A 16,291-nucleotide genomic window follows, 5' to 3' on the forward strand; every position below is an offset into this window, starting at 1 on the left:
TCAAAGTAAACCGTGTTGCTGCAGCTTCTTGCGCAGCGTGTTGCGATTGATGCCGAGATACGCGGCCGCCAGTGACTGGTTGCGCTCGGCGCGCACCATCACGGCTTCCAGCAGGGGGCGCTCCACGGCCTCCAGCACCATGTTGTACATGTTGGACGGCTCTTCGCCGTCCAGGTCGCGAAAGTAGGTATCCAGGCTGTCCCGGATGCATTGGTCGATGGCGTTGCGGCTCATGCGGCAAGCAGTTCCCGTTTCTTGTTGTTTTCAGATTTGTTTTTATCCGGCGCGCCTTCGGCGTCGTCCGTTACTGCGGCGTTCTCGTCGACATAGACCAGGCGATCGGAAATCATCGCCTGTTCGTCAAAGAACGCATTGACCGCTTCCAGCTGCGCGTCGGTCGATTCCAGCGTGTTCATGCGATGCCGGAACAGGTTGGCGCCCTTGAGCCCGCGGGTGTACCACGCGATGTGCTTGCGCGCGGTGCGCACCCCGGTGAATTCGCCGTAGAAGTCGTAGTGATCGGCCAGGTGGTGGTTCATGATCGCGCGGATCTCGGCCACCTCGGGCGGCGGCAGCATCTCGCCGGTCGCCAGGAAGTGTTCGATCTCGCGGAACAGCCACGGCCGGCCCTGCGCCGCGCGGCCGATCATGATCGCATCCGCGCCGGTCACCGCCAGCACGTGCTTCGCCTTCTGCGGCGTGGCGATGTCGCCGTTGGCGACCACCGGAATGCGGATCGATGCCTTGACCGCGGCGATCGTCTCGTACTCGGCCTCGCCGTGATACAGGTCCGCGCGCGTGCGGCCGTGGATCGTCAGCATGCTGATGCCGGCGTCTTCCACCAGGCGCGCCACGCGCAGCGCATTCTTGTGCTCGCGGTCCCAGCCCGTGCGGATCTTCAGCGTCACCGGGACGCGATCGCCCACGGCAGCCACCACGGCCTCGACGATGCGCACCACGAGCGGCTCGTTCTGCAGCAGCGCCGACCCGGCCGCGACATTGCAGACCTTCTTGGCCGGGCAACCCATGTTGATGTCGATGATCTGTGCGCCGCGGTCCACGTTGTAGCGGGCCGCCTCGGCCATCATGCCGGGCTCGGCACCGGCGATCTGCACCGAGATGGGTTCCACCTCGCCGGCATGATTGGCACGGCGCATGGTCTTCTCGCTCTTCCAGAGCTGGGCGTTGGACGCCACCATTTCCGACACCGCATAGCCCGCCCCCAGCTGCTTGCAGAGCTGGCGGAACGGCCGGTCCGTCACCCCGGCCATGGGGGCGACAAACAGGTTGTTGCGAAGGCGATGCGGACCGATCTGCACGATAGGAGAAGCCCCGGGATGGGCGGCGGTATGCAAAGACATGCCCCGGCCGAGCTTGCGGTCGGCGTGAGTCGGGTCATGTGCGAGGGCGGGATTTTACCGCCAAACCGGACGGGTTGCTCAAGAAATGAGCAAATATCATGGACTGGCCCGGACCCGCTGGTTGCGGGCCACGGGACCGGCGACCATCGACGGCTGGAGACGAGAGCTGCTCGTGCCGATGGCCGGGTACGCGTGCCGGCAACAATTACCGGGCCGAAACCCGAACCGTTGTCGCCACCGCCGCGCGCGGCGGGGCGACGTGCGCGCTACCGGCGTGCGCCGTACATCATCTGGCGCGCGAGGGCGTCCTTGAGCGGGGCGATGCAGGCGAGCGCCGCCAGCGACGCGCCTCGCGCATGGGCAGCCAGCGGTCCGCCGATGCCAAACACGCGCGGCAGCAGGTCGGTCACGCCGATGGTCATCGCGCGATCCACGCGGTGGCGGCTGGCAAATGCCTGCAGCGCCTGCGGCGTGCAGCCGCCGCGCAGCGAATCCGCCAGCGCAAAGGCATCGCGCAGACCGAGGTTCAGTCCTTGGCCGGCCACCGGGTGCAGCGTCTGGGCCGCGTTGCCCACGGCGGCGATACGGCCCTTCACGGTCACCGGCGCGGCATTGAGCCCGAGCGGAAACGCGTGGCGCTTGCCGATCAGGGTGAACCGGCCCAGCCGCGTGCCGAATGCCTCGCCGAGTTCCTCGGCAAAGGCGGCCTCCGGCAGTGCCAGCCGGCGCACGGCCTGCTCGGGTGCACAGCACCACACCAGCGCATAGCCCGGCGTGCCGTGTTCGTCATGGGGCAGCAGCGCCAGCGGACCTTCCTCGGTGAAGCGCTCCCATGCCCAGCCGGGTTGTGGTTGCGTACAGGTCACATGGCCGATGATCGCGGTCTGCTGGTAGTCGCGGCGCCGTGTCGATTCCGCTGCACCCGACAGGCGCTGGACCTGCTGATGGAAGAGGCCGCCTTCGGCCTGCACGGCGATGCTCGCCGCGAAGTTGGCGGGCAGGCCGTCGTGGTCGGCGTGCGAAGTTCCGGTCAGCCGCACGCCGGCGCTCTCGAGCTTGTTGCGCGGGTCACTCTCGACGATCTCGTCGATGCGCGTTTCGAACGCGCGTTCGAGTCGTCCGGGTGCGGCTTCCGCCGCGCGTGCCAGTGCGCGCTCAAGCGTCTGGCACAGGTCGCCGTATTTCACGACGTAGCCCAGCGCGGGCACGCCGTAGTCGTCATGGTGCAATTTCACGTGGCCGAAACGGCCGCGCTGCGACACGTGGATATGCCCGATCGGCTGCATTGGCATGGGCCACGCGCCGATCTGCTCCAGCAACTGGCGGCTGCCATGGGACAGCGCAATCGCGCGCGGATCGCGTGCGGCCCGCGCGGGCGTGGCGGCATCGATTAGCGTAATGCGCCACGGCGTGGTGCGCAGCAACTGGCTGGCCAGCGCCAGGCCGACGGGGCCGCCGCCGACGATGGCGATGTCGCGGGGTTCAGTGCTGTCCGGCTGAGTCATGGCTGGGCTCCTCGCGCGCGCCAGGGGCGGGCGTCGCGGCTTCCGTGCTGGCGGCGGCGCGCTTCCACAGGATCGCGTCCGAGCGCGACCTGCCGGCGGCGGCGTCGCGCATCGCGTTGTCCAGTTTCTGCTGGTTGAAATCGGGCAGCGCCTGCAGCCGTTCCACGAGCGAATCGTGGTTGGCGGCATCGAGCGGCACCACGCAACCCTGCTGGCTGGCGGCGTCGCCGGCGAGGATCAGCCAGGCGGTGCCGGCCCACGGCGCGCGGTCGGACACGCGCACGACCACGCGTTCGAGCGCATCCCACGAGATTTCCTCGCGCTGGCCGTCAGGGCGATGCACGACCACATGGTCGTCAAACATATTGATCACGAACGGCACGTTCGGGTCGACGCGCCGTGCCGCGGGCGTTCCACCGCCCGCATTGAAAAACCGGTTGCGCAGCCAATCCATCATTGCAATGCTCCCTCCTTGTCGCGCATCAGCGCTTCGATCTCGTCGGCCTTCACCGGCACGCCGCGCGTCAGGATCTCGCAGTCGCCTGCGGTGACCACGGCGTCGTCCTCGATGCGAATGCCGATATGCCAGTAGCGTTCAGGTACGTCTTCCGACGGACGCACATAGATGCCGGGTTCCACGGTCAGGACCATGCCCGGCTGCAGCGGCCGCCACGGGCGCTCGCCTTCGTGCCCCGCGGGCAGCGGGCCCGGCACGCGGTACTCGCCCACATCGTGCACGTCCATGCCGAGCCAGTGGCCCGTGCGGTGCATGTAGAAACGGCGGTAGCTGCCGCTGGCGAGCACATCGTCCAGCGAGCCTTCCTTGTTGCGGTCCAGCAGGCCGGTATCGAGCATGCCCTGCGCCAGCACGCGCACGGCGGCGTCATGCGGCACGTTGTAGGGCACGCCGGCACGCGTCTCGGCAATGGCGGCTTCCTGCGCGGCCAGCACCAGGTCATAGAGCTCGCGTTGCGCCGGCGAGAAGCGGCCGGAGACCGGGAAGGTGCGCGTGATGTCCGACGCGTAGCCGTCCAGTTCGCAGCCGGCATCGATCAGGCAGAGATCGCCGTCACGCAGTTCGGCGGGGCCGGCGCGGTAGTGCAGCACGCAGGCGTTGGCGCCAGTGGCGACGATCGAGTTGTAGGCCACGCTTTGCGCGCCGTGGCGACGGAACTCATAGAGCAGCTCCGCCTCCAGGTGGTACTCGCGCAGACCCTGGCGCGACGTGCGCATCGCGCGGACGTGGGCCTGGGCCGAGATCTCGCCGGCGCGGCGCATGGTGGCGATCTCGCCGGCATCCTTGAACAGGCGCATCTCGTCCAGCAGTGTGCGCACGTCCAGCGCCACGGGCGGGGCGGCCACGCCAGCCCGGCCTTGCGTGCGCACGGCCTCGAGCCAGCGGCGCACCTTGAGGTCCGTTTCCGCCGACGCGGCCAGCGGGTAGGCCACCTGGGCCCGGTTTGCCAGCAGCGGCGGCAGTTGCGAGTCGATGTCCTCGACGGAGTACGCGTCGTCGAAGCCGAATGTGGCGCGCGCGCCTTCCGGGCCGTAGCGGAAACCGTCCCAGATCTCGCGCTCCTCATGCTTGGGCCGGCAGAACAGGATGCTGCGGTCGGCGCCGTCGCCGGGCCCGCCGGCCACGAGCACCAGCACAGCCTCGGGTTCCGTGAAGCCGGTCAGGTAATAGAAATAGCTGTCGTGCCGGTACGGGTAGTCGCTGTCGCGATTGCGCATGGCTTCGGCCGCGGTGGGCACGATGGCCACGCCGCCACCGCTGGCACGCAGGTGTTGCAGCACACGGGCGCGGCGGTCGCGGCACGCGCCAAGGAGAGCGGAGTCGGGTGCGGACATGGGATGAAAGCGGTGAGGGGGAATGTGCCGATTCTAAACCCGTCGGCGCGTGATGCGGGCTGCCCGCGGCCCGGGATGGCACGCGGGCGCGGGGAGCGGGGCGCTCAGGCCCCGCGCGTACCGGTGGCGGGGGCGGTCAGTGCCGCGTCCAGTGCGGCCAGCTGCGCCGGGGTGCCAACGTTCTCCCAGCGACCGTCGAAGCGCTCGCCGGTGGCTGTGCCGTCGGCAATCGCCGCGCGGTAATACGGCGACATCGCCACCTTCTCGCCGGGCTCGATGTCGCGGAACAGGCGGGTGTCGTACAGGCCGATATTGCCAAAGGTCAGCGCCTCGCCGGGGTTCGCGGTATCGGGCATGTGCAGCCGCCCGTCCGGGCCCAGCGCAAAGTCGCCGCGCGGATGAAACGGCGGATTCGGCACCATGACCAGGTGCATGCGCGGGCGCGCGGCGCAGGCCATTTCACGGGCGCGGGGCAGCAGCGTGCGGAAGTCGAAATCGCAGAAAATGTCGCCCGAAACCGCCAGGAAGATGCCGCCATCCGCGGGACCGGCCGTCAGCAGTGGCAACGCCCGGGCAATCCCGCCGGCAGTCTCCAGCGCGCTGCCCTCGGCCGACCAATGGATGCGCACGCCGAAGCGCGCGCCATCGCCAAGCGCGGCTTCCAGTTGCTCGCCCAGCCACGCATGATTGATGACGATATCGGTGAAGCCGGCGCGGGCCAGCGCTTCGATCTTCCAGACGATCAGCGGCTTGCCACCCACCGGAAGCAACGGCTTGGGGCAGGTGTCGGTCAGCGGCCGCATGCGGTCGCCGCGGCCGGCGGCAAAAATCATCGCTTTCACAGCAGGAACTCCAGTGCAATCAGGGTGGCCATGCCGCCGGCGATCGTCCAGCCGACGCTGCGCGTGCGGGCCGCGATGACGATGGCCACCAGCCCGGCCAGCAGCCGCGTGTTATGCGGGCTCAGATAGAGGGTGCCGTCCCGCATCAGCAGGTCGGGCGCGATTAGCGCCGAAAGCATCGCGGCCGGCACGAACTGCAGTGCGACCCGAAACCATGCCGGCAACCGCACGCGGCCTTCGATGGCAATAAAGGACAGGCGGATCAGGAACGTGGCCATTCCGGCGCCAAGGAACACCCAGAGCAGCGTCATCGGGCTCATGCGGCGGGCTCCTTGCGCTCCGTGCGGCCCGGCGCGGCATGACCGCGGCCGAGCAGCAGCATGCCCACGGCGATCCCGCCGAGTGCCGCCACCATGATGCCCAGCTTGTGCGGCAGGCTGAAGCAGACCACCGCTAGGGCCGTGGCCGCCAGCGCCGCCGCCACCTGGGCACGATGCTTCAGGTTGGGCGCGATGATCGCGATGAAGGTCAGCGGCAGGAAGAAATCGAGCGGCCAGTCGCGGGGCACCTGCGCGCCCACCAGTACGCCAGCCAGCGTGGAGAGCTGCCAGCTGGACCACAACGCGAAGCCCGCGCCGAAATAGAACCAGTGGCGGTAGCGCTGGTGGTCACCGGTGTCGCCCAGGCGGCGCGTCATCGCGGCAAAGGCCTCGTCGGTCAGCAGATAGGCGATCAGCGCTTTCCACCGGCGCGGCAGTGGTGCCAGCGAGGCGGCGATCGTGGCGGAGTACAGCGCGTGGCGCAGGTTCACCATTGCCACCGTGAAGGCGATCACGAGCGCGGGCGTGCCCGCCGACCACAGTTGCGTGAGGATCATCTGCGAGGCGCCGCCGAACACGATCGCGCTCATCGCGCAGGCGAGCCACGCCGGCATGCCCGCGTTGACCGCCAGCACGCCATAGATCAGGCCGAACGGCACCACGCCCAGCAACATGGGCGCCAGCGCGCGCACGCCGGCCCACCACTCGCCGCCGCGGGTGGGCGGCAGGGGGGCGGTCGGCGACAGGTGAGGTGGGGGCGGCGAGGGGAGCGGCACGCTCAGAACGTGTAGCCGGCCGGGCGCTCGGCGCCTTCCAGCGCATCCAGCAGTCGCATGAGCTTGCGAAGTTCGCTGTAGCGGCCGGCGACGTTACGCGTGTACTTGAGCACCAGCGGCAGGTTGGCCAGGTAGCCGTCCTTGCCGTCGCGGTGGTACAGGCGGGCGAAGATGCCCAGGACCTTCAGGTGGCGTTGCAGGCCCATCCACTCGTAGTCGCGGTAGAAATCGCCAAAATCAGCAGCCACGGGCAGGCCGGCCTTGCGTGCGCGTTCCCAGTAGCGGATCAGCCAGTCGAGCTGCTGTTCCTCGTCCCACTCGATATAGGCGTCGCGCCACAGCGACACCACGTCATAGGTGATCGGGCCGATCACCGCGTCCTGGAAGTCCAGGATGCCGGGGTTGGCGCCATCCGGCATCACCATCAGGTTGCGCGAGTGATAGTCGCGGTGCACATAGACCTGCGGCTGGGCCAGGTTGTTGGCCAGGATGCTGCCGAAGACCTCGTGCAGGTCCGCCTGCTGGGCCTCCGTGAGCGTGGCGCCAAGATGCTTTGCCACATACCACTGCGGGAAGAGGTCCAGCTCCCGCTGCAGCAGCGCGCGGTCGTAGGCGGGCAGGGTGCCTGGGCGCGTGCCGGCCTGGATCTTCACCAGCGCGGCGGCGGCGTCGCCATACAGGCCGTTGGCCGACGTTTCGTCCAGCCGGGACAGGTACGTCTGGCTGCCCAGGTCGGCCAGCAGCAGGAATCCCTGCGCCAGGTCCTGCGCCAGCACGGTCGGCACGGTCACGCCGGCCTCGCCGAAGAGCGCGGCCACATGGATGAAGGGCCCACAGTCCTCATGCGTCGGTGGCGCATCCATCACGATGGCGGTGGGATGGGCCGCGTGGCCGGTGCGGACGCGGAAGTAGCGCCGGAAGCTGGCGTCGGCGGATGCCGGGGCGCAGGAATCAGGGTCGATGGACCATGCGGCGCCAAGTCCGGCAACCCAGGATTTGAGTTGTGTGATGCGCGGGTCGTGGCCCGGGTCGTGAAGAAGTGCTGCCATGCCGGAAAGGGAGGATACGATGCCCCGTATAATACCCGACCAGACCCGGGCGCCGGGTGGCCCCCGGGAGGGGCCTATGTTGCCCCGCAGCCCGCTCCGGCAAGGGCTGGCGGGAGATATGGACCGTCCGCGGTCCGTCAGCAGCGCCCGACGCCGAGCCGACCGACAACCGCTCGAATGACCGAACAAGAACGATCACCGCATCATCCGGCCACCCGACCGCCTGAGCCACCGGGCCGGCTCCGGCGCGTGCGCGCCGTCCTGCCGCCCGCCAGCGCGCTGCGCCCGCTCGTGCTGGCCATGGCTGGCCTGTCGGTGAGCGTGCACGCCCAGTACAACGCCGGCTCTGCCATTCCCGGTATCGATGTGGCGGAGCCGACCGTCACGCAAACGCCCGAGCCTCCTCCGCCACCGCCGGAATCCGGCGAACTGGTGCCGCAGCTGGCCGAGCCGGGCGGCCGGGCCGCGCCGACCGGAAGCAGCATCAGCGTCACGCCGTCCGCGCCATCCAACCCCAACGCGCCCGCCTATGTGTCCGGCGATCGTCTTGACGGCTACAGCGAAAAGGGCGTGGCGCTGGAAGGCAATGCGGAACTGCGTCGAGACGGCGCCGTGATCAAGGGCGACAAGCTGACCTACGACCAGGACACCGATGAGGCATTCGCCACCGGCAATGTCCGCATGTCCAAGGGCGGCACGCTGGCCGTGGGCCCCGAGGCCCGCATGCGCGTGGAAGCCAACGAAGGCTATATGCTGTCGCCGGACTACTACTTCAGGCAGACCGGCGGCGCGGGCAGTGCGGAGCGGATCGACTTCATCGATCCGGACCGGAGCACGCTGAAGAAGGCGTCGTACACGACCTGCTCGCCGGATAATGCGGACTGGTATTTCAGCGCCAACAAGCTGGATATCGACAACGACCGCCAGGTGGGCACCGCCTATGGCGGTGTGCTGCGTTTCTTCGATGTGCCGATTGCCGGTGCACCCGCGTTCACGTTCCCGCTCAATGACGAGCGCCGCAGCGGCGTGCTGGCGCCGCTGTTCGGCTACAGCTCGAAATCGGGCCTGGACCTGACCGTCCCGTACTACTTCAACCTCGCGCCGAACCGGGACCTGACGCTCTATCCGCGCCTGCTGTCTTCGCGCGGCGTGCAGCTGGGCGAAGACTTCCGCTACCTCGGCGACGGCTACAGCGGCCGTATCCGGGGCGAGTTCCTGCCGGACGACAAGAAGGCGGGCCGCGACCGCTGGGCCTACTCGATCCAGCACACCCAGCGGATCATCCCGGGCCTGACGGCCTACGCCAACGTCAGCAAGGTTTCGGACGATCAGTACCCGGACGATCTGACGCGCTCGGTGTCGCAATCGACGCTGCGCCAGTACACGCAGGAAGGTGGCGTCGTCTACGCCTGGCAGGACTTCGTGTTCCTCGCCCGGGTGCAGAAGTTCCAGACGCTGCGGCCCAGCGAGCCGTCGTACGAGCGTGAGCCGCAGTTGAACGGCCGCTACACGCGCTATGACTTCCATGGCTTCGATATCTCGGTGGAAGCGGACTACACGCGCTTCCGCATTCCGCTGACCAGTACTGGCATCCAGCAGCCAGAAGGCAGCCGCGCGTTTATCCAGCCGGTGATCAGCTACCCGATCATCCGTCCGGGCTGGTTCGTGACGCCGAAGGTCATCTTCAACGCGGCGCAGTACAACATGGACCAGGGCACCAATACGACTGGTGCGTCCAATACGCTGAACCGGACGGTGCCGACTGTGAGCCTGGACACGGGGATGACGTTCGACCGCTCGGCGCCGAGCGTGAGCAAGCTGTTCGGCGTGAACTACACGCAGACGCTGGAGCCGCGCCTGTTCTACGTCTATACGCCGTTCCGCGACCAGAGCGCCTTCCCGCTGTTCGATACCGTGCAGTCGGACTTTGGCTACGGGCAGATCTTCAGCGAGAATCCCTTCACCGGTAATGACCGGGTCGCGGACAACAACAAGCTGACGGCGGGTGTGACCACGCGCCTGATCGAATCCGACACCGGCATCGAGCGCTTCCGCGGCACGATCGCGCAGCGCTTCGATTTCACGGGCCAGCGCGTGCAGATCAGCGGCACCACGCAGGACACCAAGCCGAGCTATTCCGACCTGCTGGCCGCCACGACAATCCAGCTGTTTCGCGGCTACTATCTCGATGCGGGTATCCAGTACAGCCCCGAAGACAACCGCATGAACTACTCGAACGTGGCGTTCTCGTGGCGCCCGGAGTCGCGCAAGCTGGTGAACTTCGGCTACCGCTACCGGCGTCCGACGTCGGTGACGGACAATTCCGCCATCGACCAGCTCGAAGTGTCCGGCCAGTGGCCGCTGACACGCCGCACCTACGGCGTTGGCCGCGTGGCGTTCGACAAAGAGGCGAATCAGCTCGTCGATGCGCTGGCCGGCATCGAATATGCCGCCGACTGCTGGGTGGGCCGCGTGGTCTACCAGCGTTTCCGCAACACCACGCAGGGCTACACCGGCCGGATCTTCCTGCAGGTGGAATTCCGCGGACTGTCGAAAATCGGCTCGAACCCGCTGGACATGCTGCGCCTGAACGTGCCGGGCTACGAGCCCGTCACCGCACGTCCGGTGCCGACGTCCCAGTACGATCACTATGAATGACGGACCAAGATGAAACGTCAAGCTTTCTCCGCGTTGTCCCGCATGAACCCCTGGCACCGCCTGTTGCTGTCCACGGTGCTCGCCACGCTGGCATTGCCGGCCGCGGCCCAGCTCCGTGCCCCCGGTGCCTCCGGTGCCGCCGGACGGACCAGCGGCATCTTCCTGCCGCAGGCCGGCCAGGAAACCGCGGTGCCGTCGAGCCAGCCGCAGCTTGGCGTGCCGCAACCCACGCAGAAGCGATCGCAACTGGTGGACGAGGTGGTGGCCATCGTCAACAACAGCGTGATCACGCGCCGCGAACTGCTTGACCGTGCCGACGAGATCGAAAGCCAGTTGCGTACCGCGAATCGCGAAGTGCCGCCACGCGCCGACCTGCTCGGTGAAGTGCTGGAGCGCCTGGTGATGGAGCGCGTGCAGACGCAGGCTGCCCAGGATGCCGGCATCCGCGTGACGGACCAGGAAGTGGACCGTGCCATCGAATCCGTGGCGCAGCAGAACCGCCTGTCCGCCACCGACCTGCGCCGACGGGTGGAAGCCACTGGCATGAGCTGGACCAAGTACCGCGACGAGCTGCGCAAGCAGGTGCAGGTGATCCGTCTGCGCGAGCGCGAGGTCGATTCCAAGGTCCAGGTCTACGACGGCGAGATCGACAACTACATTGCCGCACGCAGCGGCAAGGGCACCGCCACCGGCCCGACCGAATTCAACGTCGCCCAGATCCTGGTGCGCGTGCCCGAGGACGCGTCCGACGCCCAGAAGGCCCAGCTCAAGACCAAGGCCGAGGGCTTGCTGAAGCAGGCGCTAGGCGGTGCCGACTTTGCCGAGCTGGCCAAGGCCAATTCCGAGGCGCCCGAAGCGTCGCAAGGCGGCGCGCTGGGCTTCCGCGAGATCGGCCGTCTGCCGGCCGTGTTCGCCAACGCCGTGGTCGACCTGCAGCCGGGCGCCGTGGCACCCGAGCTGGTGGAGTCCGCAAACGGCTTCCACGTGGTCAAGCTGAGCGCCAAGCGCACGGCACCGGCGCAGCAGCCGCAGGCAAGCGACCGCATCACCCAGACGCAGGTGCGCCACATCCTGATCCGCACCGGCCCCAACATGCCGGAAGCGGAAGCCAGGCGCCAGATGTCGACGATCCGCGACCGCGTCACGCACGGCGGCGATTTTGCCGACGCGGCGCGCCGCTTCTCGCAGGACGGTTCGGCGGCCCAGGGCGGCGACCTCGGCTGGGTGTCGCCGGGCGAACTGGTGCCCGAGTTCGAACAGGCGATGAACCGCCTGCGTCCGGGCGAGATTTCCGATCCCGTCGTCTCGCAGTTCGGCGTGCACCTGATTCAGGTCATGAACCGCCGCGAGACCGAAGTGTCGCCCGAGAAGCAGCGCGATTTCGCCCGTGCGGAAGTGCGCGAGCAGAAGCTGCGCTCGGCCTATGATGACTGGGTGCGCCAGCTGCGCAGTGCGGCGTACGTGGAATATCGGATCAACCGCCAGCGCTGACGCGCGGCTCCAGGACCATGCTCGCCCCTCTCGCGCTAGCCATCTCCACCGGCGAACCTGCCGGCATCGGCCCCGATATCACCATCGGGGCACTGCTGCAGCTTGCGGGTGGCAATGGCAAGCGCAACGGGCACTATCGCTTCCATGTGCTGGGCGATGCCCGGCTGCTGGCCGACCGGGCTGCGGCGCTGGGCGTGGCCCACGCCTGGGCGCGCCTGATCGCCGAGGCCGCGGTGGTGGTGGAAGACATCCCGCTGGGTGTGCAGGCCGAGCCTGGCCGGCTGGATGCCCGCAACGGCCGGTATGTGCTGGCGCTGCTCGATGCCGCGGTGGATGGCCTGGAGGCCGGCCGCTATGCGGCCATGGTCACCGCGCCGGTGCAGAAGAGCACGATCAACGATGCCGGCGTGCCCTTTACCGGCCATACCGAATACCTGGCGGCGCGCGCCGCCGTGCCGCGCGTGGTGATGATGCTGGCCGGCCCGCAGCCGGCGCATGACAACGCCATGCTGCGTGTGGCCCTGGCGACCACTCACCTGCCGCTGCGCGCAGTGCCCGACGCCCTCACGATTCCCCTGCTGGTGGAAACGCTGACGATCGTCGATGACGACCTGAGGCGCCACTTCGGCATCGCGCGGCCGCGCATCCTGGTGACTGGGCTGAACCCGCATGCCGGCGAGGCCGGTCACATGGGCCGCGAGGAAATCGACGTCATCGCGCCCGCGCTGGCCAAGGCCTGCGATGCCGGCATTGATGCGCGCGGGCCGTACCCGGCCGACACCCTGTTTCAGCCCCGCCACCTGCGCGACGCCGACTGCGTGCTGGCGATGTACCATGACCAGGGGCTGGCGCCGCTGAAGTACGGCACCTTCGGCCATGGCGTCAATGTCACGCTGGGGCTGCCCTTTATTCGCACATCGGTGGACCACGGCACCGCACTCGACCTGGCCGGCACCGGCCGCGCCGAGCACGGCAGCATGATCGAGGCCATTCGGTGCGCCATTACCATGGCTGGCCATGCCAACGGGCGCCACGACGACGGCAACGCCGGCGTGCGGCCCGCAACCCGCTGACGGCCAGCGCAGACACCATGAGTTCAAACGTACATCAGGGCCATGTGGCCCGCAAACGATTCGGTCAGAATTTTCTGGTCGACGACAGCATCATCCACGGCATCGTCAATGCCATCGATCCGCAGCCTGACGACATCCTGGTCGAGATCGGCCCGGGCCTCGGGGCGTTGACCGATCCGCTGCTGGAGCGCCTGCCGCAGATGCAGGTGGTGGAGCTGGACCGCGATCTCGTGGAACGGCTGCGCCGCCGCTACAGCGACCGCCTGATCGTGCATGCCGGCGACGCCCTCGCGTTCGACTTCGGCAAGCTGCAGGAGTCCGGCCGTGCGCTGCGCATCGTCGGCAACCTGCCCTACAACATTTCCAGCCCGCTGCTGTTCCACCTGATGGCGTTCGCAGACCATGTGCGCGACCAGCACTTCATGCTGCAGAAGGAAGTGGTGGAACGCATGGTGGCCGAGCCTGGCAGCAAGGCGTTCGGGCGACTGTCGATCATGCTGCAGGTCCGCTACCACATGGAGCACGTGCTGGACGTGCCGCCGGGTTCGTTCAACCCGCCGCCGAAGGTGGATTCCGCAGTCGTGCGCATGATCCCGTGGCCGCGCACCGAGGATGGCCGCCTGCGCTCGCCGTATCCCGGCTGCGATACCGGCGTGCTGGGCGACGTGGTGGCAGCCGCGTTTTCGCAGCGCCGCAAGGTGCTCCGCAACACCTTGTCGTTCCTGCGCGACCAGGTCGATTTCGACGCCCTTGGGTTTGACCTGGGCCGCCGCGCGGAGGAAGTCCCCGTGGCCGAATATGTCGAACTCGCCCGACTGGTCGGCGAAGGCGCCGCGCCGCGTGCGCGCGGCACAGCCTGACCGCACCAACCTTATTCCGAAGTATCCTGAAGTCTCAGTGACGCACATGACCGCCAATACGCAAACCGATACGCGTCCCGTCATCCTGACGGGTGACCGTCCCACCGGCCCGCTCCACCTGGGCCATTACGTCGGCTCGCTCAAGAGCCGCGTATCCCTGCAGGACTCGCACAAGCAATATCTGCTGCTGGCGGACACGCAGGCCATGACCGACAACGCGCACGATCCGGACAAGGTCCGCCGCAACGTGCTGGAAGTGGCGCTGGACTACCTCGCCGTGGGCATCGACCCCGCCAAGACCACCATCACCGTGCAGTCGCACCTGCCGGCGCTGGCGGAGCTGACGCTGATGTATCTGAACTTCGTCACGGTGTCGCGCCTGGAGCGCAACCCGACGATCAAGGAAGAGATCCAGGCGCGCGGCTTTGGCCGCGACATCCCGGCTGGCTTCCTGTGCTACCCGGCGTCGCAGGCCGCGGACATCACCGCCTTCAAGGCCGTGCTGGTGCCGGTAGGCGAGGATCAGGCGCCCCTGATCGAACAGACGAATGAGATCGTGCGCCGTATCAACCACCAGGTGGGCCGTGACGTGCTGCCGGAGGCCACCGCGCTGATCCCGAAGCATGGCCGCCTGCCCGGCGTGGATGGCAAGGCCAAGATGAGCAAGTCGCAGGGCAACGCGATTTCGCTGGGCGCTTCGCCGGAGCAGATCAAGGCGGCGGTGCACAGCATGTACACCGATCCGAACCACCTCAAGGTGTCCGACCCGGGGCAGGTGGAGGGCAACATGGTGTTCACTTACCTGGATGCGTTCGATCCGAACGTGGAGGAAGTGACGGCGTTGAAGGAACACTATCGCCGTGGCGGCCTGGGCGACATGGTGCTCAAGCGTCGTGTGGAAGGGCTCCTGCAGGATCTGCTGCAGCCGATCCGCGAGCGCCGCGAGCAACTGGCGAAGGACCCGGGCTATGTGTTCGACATCCTGAAGAAGGGCACCGCCGAGGCGCGCGAGATCACCCAGCAGACGCTGGAGGAAGTGCGCGCGGCGCTGGGCATGTTCTCGTTCGAGGCACGCCAGTAAGACGCCACGCCGGCTTTCCTCTCCCGAGCGCGGGCGAGGTAGCTGGCGGCAAGCAGGCGCCGCCCCGGACGGGGCGGACGACGCAAGGCCTCTCAGGCCTTGCGATTCACCAGCACAATCCCCAGCAGCACCAGCACGGCCGCCACGGCAAACCGCATGCCGACGGCATCGTGCATCAGCGCCACGCCAAAGGCCACGCCGAACAGCGGCGTCAGGAACGAAAACACCGACAGGCGCGACGCCAGGTACTGACGCAGCAGCCAGAACCACGTCAGGTAGCTGGCAAATGCGATCAGCACGGACTGGTAGAACAGGCTCGCGAGCACCAGGCCGTTCACTTCCACGCGTGCGGCCTGGCCGGCAGCCAGCGCCATCGCCAGCAGCAATACCGCCGACACCGCCAGTTGATAGAGCAGGGTCTTGCTGGCCGGCGCACTCGACAGCTTGCTGCCGCGCACCACAATCGTCGTGGCCGCCCACAGCGCGCCCGCCAGGATGCCGAGGCCATCGCCCACCAGCGTGCTGCCATGCGCGGACGGCGACACGATGCCATCCGCGAACGCCAGCGCCATGCCGCAGAAAGCCAGCACCACGCCGAACCACTGGCCGCGTTGCAGATGCTCGCCCGGCACGAATACGTGCAGGCCCAGTGCCGTGAAGATCGGCGCCGTGTAGAGAAACACCGCCATGCGCGATGCGGTGGTGTGGCCGAGCCCGACAAAGATGCAGAAGAATTCGGCACCGAACAGCAGTCCGGCCACGAGGCCCGGGCGCAACGTTCCGTCGCGCTGCCATAGCGGGGTGCCGCGCCACGCGGCAAAGCCAAAGACGAGCAATGCCGCCACGGCGGAGCGGACGCCCGCCTGCAGCACCGCGCCCATCAGCGGCGCGGTGACCTTGATGACCACCTGCTGGAGTCCCCACGCGGCGCACAGCAACACCATCAGGCCGATGGCGGTACCGTCCAGCGGACGCCGCGTGATGCTTTGCGCGCTCATCGCTGCGTCGCTTACGGACGCGCGGCGTCGCGCGTGGTGTGGCGCTCGATGAGTTCGATCTTGTAGCCGTCCGGGTCTTCGACGAATGCAATCACCGTGGTGCCGCCCTTGACCGGGCCGGCCTCGCGTGTGACCTTGCCGCCGGCGGCGCGGATACGGTCGCAGGCCGCGGCTGCATTGTCCGTTTCCAGTGCGATGTGACCATAGGCAGTGCCCAGGTCGTATTGGTCCACGCCGTAGTTGTAGGTGAGTTCGAGGACCGCGGTCTCGCTCTCGGGGCCATAGCCGACAAAGGCCAGGCGGTACTTGTATTCGGGATTGTCGCTCTCGCGCAGCAGCGTCATGCCCAGCACGCGCGTGTAGAAGTCGATGGAGCGCTGGTAGTCGCCAACGCGGAGCATGGTGTGGAGGAGTCGCATGGGGCCT

General features: G+C 67.8%; 16 protein-coding genes. 5 read left to right on the top strand and 11 right to left on the bottom strand.

The annotated features are described in order from the left end of the window. From AC1DOX_RS15265 to AC1DOX_RS15305, 9 genes are all read right to left on the bottom strand, one after another. Positions 1 to 234, bottom strand: a complete 234-nt coding sequence (locus tag AC1DOX_RS15265) for a Fis family transcriptional regulator (RefSeq protein WP_019447044.1) — start codon at positions 232 to 234, stop codon at positions 1 to 3. Continuing rightward, complete coding sequence (dusB, locus tag AC1DOX_RS15270; RefSeq protein WP_092135969.1) at positions 231 to 1,319, bottom strand: tRNA dihydrouridine synthase DusB; 1,089 nt, start codon at positions 1,317 to 1,319, stop codon at positions 231 to 233. Before dusB ends, AC1DOX_RS15265 begins: the two co-directional genes overlap by 4 nt. A 308-nt stretch (positions 1,320 to 1,627) precedes the next feature. Then, positions 1,628 to 2,866 carry a UbiH/UbiF/VisC/COQ6 family ubiquinone biosynthesis hydroxylase gene (locus tag AC1DOX_RS15275; protein WP_441619062.1) on the bottom strand — a complete coding sequence of 413 codons (1,239 nt, stop codon included), beginning with the start codon at positions 2,864 to 2,866 and terminating at the stop codon, positions 1,628 to 1,630. Beyond that, positions 2,844 to 3,323 (bottom strand): hypothetical protein, encoded by a 480-nt coding sequence (locus tag AC1DOX_RS15280; RefSeq protein WP_441619064.1) that lies wholly within the window; start codon positions 3,321 to 3,323, stop codon positions 2,844 to 2,846. The genes AC1DOX_RS15275 and AC1DOX_RS15280 overlap by 23 nt, the downstream gene beginning before the upstream one ends. Beyond that, positions 3,320 to 4,717, bottom strand: coding sequence for an aminopeptidase P N-terminal domain-containing protein (locus tag AC1DOX_RS15285; protein WP_441619066.1), 1,398 nt, complete (start codon positions 4,715 to 4,717; stop codon positions 3,320 to 3,322). The genes AC1DOX_RS15280 and AC1DOX_RS15285 overlap by 4 nt, the downstream gene beginning before the upstream one ends. Positions 4,718 to 4,821: 104 nt before the next feature. Then, complete coding sequence (murU, locus tag AC1DOX_RS15290; protein WP_441619068.1) at positions 4,822 to 5,559, bottom strand: N-acetylmuramate alpha-1-phosphate uridylyltransferase MurU; 738 nt, start codon at positions 5,557 to 5,559, stop codon at positions 4,822 to 4,824. Next, positions 5,556 to 5,879, bottom strand: coding sequence for an AzlD domain-containing protein (locus tag AC1DOX_RS15295; protein WP_092135977.1), 324 nt, complete (start codon positions 5,877 to 5,879; stop codon positions 5,556 to 5,558). Before AC1DOX_RS15295 ends, murU begins: the two co-directional genes overlap by 4 nt. Then, on the bottom strand, positions 5,876 to 6,553 hold the full coding sequence (locus tag AC1DOX_RS15300; RefSeq protein ID WP_441619189.1) for an AzlC family ABC transporter permease: 678 nt from the start codon (positions 6,551 to 6,553) through the stop codon (positions 5,876 to 5,878). The genes AC1DOX_RS15295 and AC1DOX_RS15300 overlap by 4 nt, the downstream gene beginning before the upstream one ends. A 104-nt stretch (positions 6,554 to 6,657) precedes the next feature. After that, complete coding sequence (locus AC1DOX_RS15305) at positions 6,658 to 7,704, bottom strand: aminoglycoside phosphotransferase family protein (RefSeq protein WP_441619070.1); 1,047 nt, start codon at positions 7,702 to 7,704, stop codon at positions 6,658 to 6,660. A gap of 177 nt (positions 7,705 to 7,881) precedes the next feature. Here AC1DOX_RS15305 and AC1DOX_RS15310 point away from each other — a divergent pair, with 177 nt between their 5' ends. The 5 genes from AC1DOX_RS15310 to trpS are packed head-to-tail and all read left to right on the top strand — an operon-like array spanning position 7,882 to position 14,867. Then, complete coding sequence (locus AC1DOX_RS15310) at positions 7,882 to 10,362, top strand: LPS-assembly protein LptD (protein WP_441619072.1); 2,481 nt, start codon at positions 7,882 to 7,884, stop codon at positions 10,360 to 10,362. Positions 10,363 to 10,371: 9 nt separating this feature from the next. Further along, positions 10,372 to 11,853 carry a peptidylprolyl isomerase gene (locus AC1DOX_RS15315; protein ID WP_441619074.1) on the top strand — a complete coding sequence of 494 codons (1,482 nt, stop codon included), beginning with the start codon at positions 10,372 to 10,374 and terminating at the stop codon, positions 11,851 to 11,853. A gap of 17 nt (positions 11,854 to 11,870) precedes the next feature. Next, complete coding sequence (gene pdxA, locus AC1DOX_RS15320) at positions 11,871 to 12,926, top strand: 4-hydroxythreonine-4-phosphate dehydrogenase PdxA (RefSeq protein WP_441619076.1); 1,056 nt, start codon at positions 11,871 to 11,873, stop codon at positions 12,924 to 12,926. Between the two features lie 17 nt (positions 12,927 to 12,943). Continuing rightward, the gene (gene rsmA / locus AC1DOX_RS15325) at positions 12,944 to 13,786 is read left to right on the top strand and encodes a 16S rRNA (adenine(1518)-N(6)/adenine(1519)-N(6))-dimethyltransferase RsmA (protein WP_441619078.1); all 843 of its coding nucleotides are present in this window, start codon (positions 12,944 to 12,946) and stop codon (positions 13,784 to 13,786) included. Positions 13,787 to 13,832: 46 nt separating this feature from the next. Continuing rightward, positions 13,833 to 14,867 carry a tryptophan--tRNA ligase gene (gene trpS, locus AC1DOX_RS15330; RefSeq protein ID WP_092136675.1) on the top strand — a complete coding sequence of 345 codons (1,035 nt, stop codon included), beginning with the start codon at positions 13,833 to 13,835 and terminating at the stop codon, positions 14,865 to 14,867. Positions 14,868 to 14,959: 92 nt separating this feature from the next. Here trpS and AC1DOX_RS15335 read toward each other — a convergent pair whose 3' ends face one another. Further along, positions 14,960 to 15,865, bottom strand: a complete 906-nt coding sequence (locus AC1DOX_RS15335) for a DMT family transporter (protein ID WP_441619080.1) — start codon at positions 15,863 to 15,865, stop codon at positions 14,960 to 14,962. An 11-nt stretch (positions 15,866 to 15,876) separates the two neighbouring features. Further along, positions 15,877 to 16,284: a lactoylglutathione lyase gene (gloA, locus tag AC1DOX_RS15340; protein WP_092135988.1), complete on the bottom strand. Its 408-nt coding sequence runs from the start codon at positions 16,282 to 16,284 to the stop codon at positions 15,877 to 15,879. Between the last annotated feature and the right edge of the window lie 7 nt (positions 16,285 to 16,291).

The organism is Cupriavidus sp. 01L415, assembly GCF_056400065.1.

Excerpts from the sequence above, each read along its gene's own strand:
- AC1DOX_RS15300 (WP_441619189.1), bottom strand. The coding sequence starts at position 6,553 with ATGTTGCTGGGCGTGGTGCCGTTCGGCCTGATCTATGGCGTGCTGGCG.
- AC1DOX_RS15305 (WP_441619070.1), bottom strand. The coding sequence starts at position 7,704 with ATGGCAGCACTTCTTCACGACCCGGGCCACGACCCGCGCATCACACAA.
- AC1DOX_RS15285 (WP_441619066.1), bottom strand. The coding sequence starts at position 4,717 with ATGTCCGCACCCGACTCCGCTCTCCTTGGCGCGTGCCGCGACCGCCGC.
- AC1DOX_RS15280 (WP_441619064.1), bottom strand. The coding sequence starts at position 3,323 with ATGATGGATTGGCTGCGCAACCGGTTTTTCAATGCGGGCGGTGGAACG.
- AC1DOX_RS15310 (WP_441619072.1), top strand. The coding sequence starts at position 7,882 with ATGACCGAACAAGAACGATCACCGCATCATCCGGCCACCCGACCGCCT.
- AC1DOX_RS15265 (WP_019447044.1), bottom strand. The coding sequence starts at position 234 with ATGAGCCGCAACGCCATCGACCAATGCATCCGGGACAGCCTGGATACC.
- pdxA (WP_441619076.1), top strand. The coding sequence starts at position 11,871 with ATGCTCGCCCCTCTCGCGCTAGCCATCTCCACCGGCGAACCTGCCGGC.
- AC1DOX_RS15275 (WP_441619062.1), bottom strand. The coding sequence starts at position 2,866 with ATGACTCAGCCGGACAGCACTGAACCCCGCGACATCGCCATCGTCGGC.
- rsmA (WP_441619078.1), top strand. The coding sequence starts at position 12,944 with ATGAGTTCAAACGTACATCAGGGCCATGTGGCCCGCAAACGATTCGGT.
- AC1DOX_RS15295 (WP_092135977.1), bottom strand. The coding sequence starts at position 5,879 with ATGAGCCCGATGACGCTGCTCTGGGTGTTCCTTGGCGCCGGAATGGCC.
- trpS (WP_092136675.1), top strand. The coding sequence starts at position 13,833 with ATGACCGCCAATACGCAAACCGATACGCGTCCCGTCATCCTGACGGGT.
- gloA (WP_092135988.1), bottom strand. The coding sequence starts at position 16,284 with ATGCGACTCCTCCACACCATGCTCCGCGTTGGCGACTACCAGCGCTCC.
- AC1DOX_RS15315 (WP_441619074.1), top strand. The coding sequence starts at position 10,372 with ATGAAACGTCAAGCTTTCTCCGCGTTGTCCCGCATGAACCCCTGGCAC.
- AC1DOX_RS15335 (WP_441619080.1), bottom strand. The coding sequence starts at position 15,865 with ATGAGCGCGCAAAGCATCACGCGGCGTCCGCTGGACGGTACCGCCATC.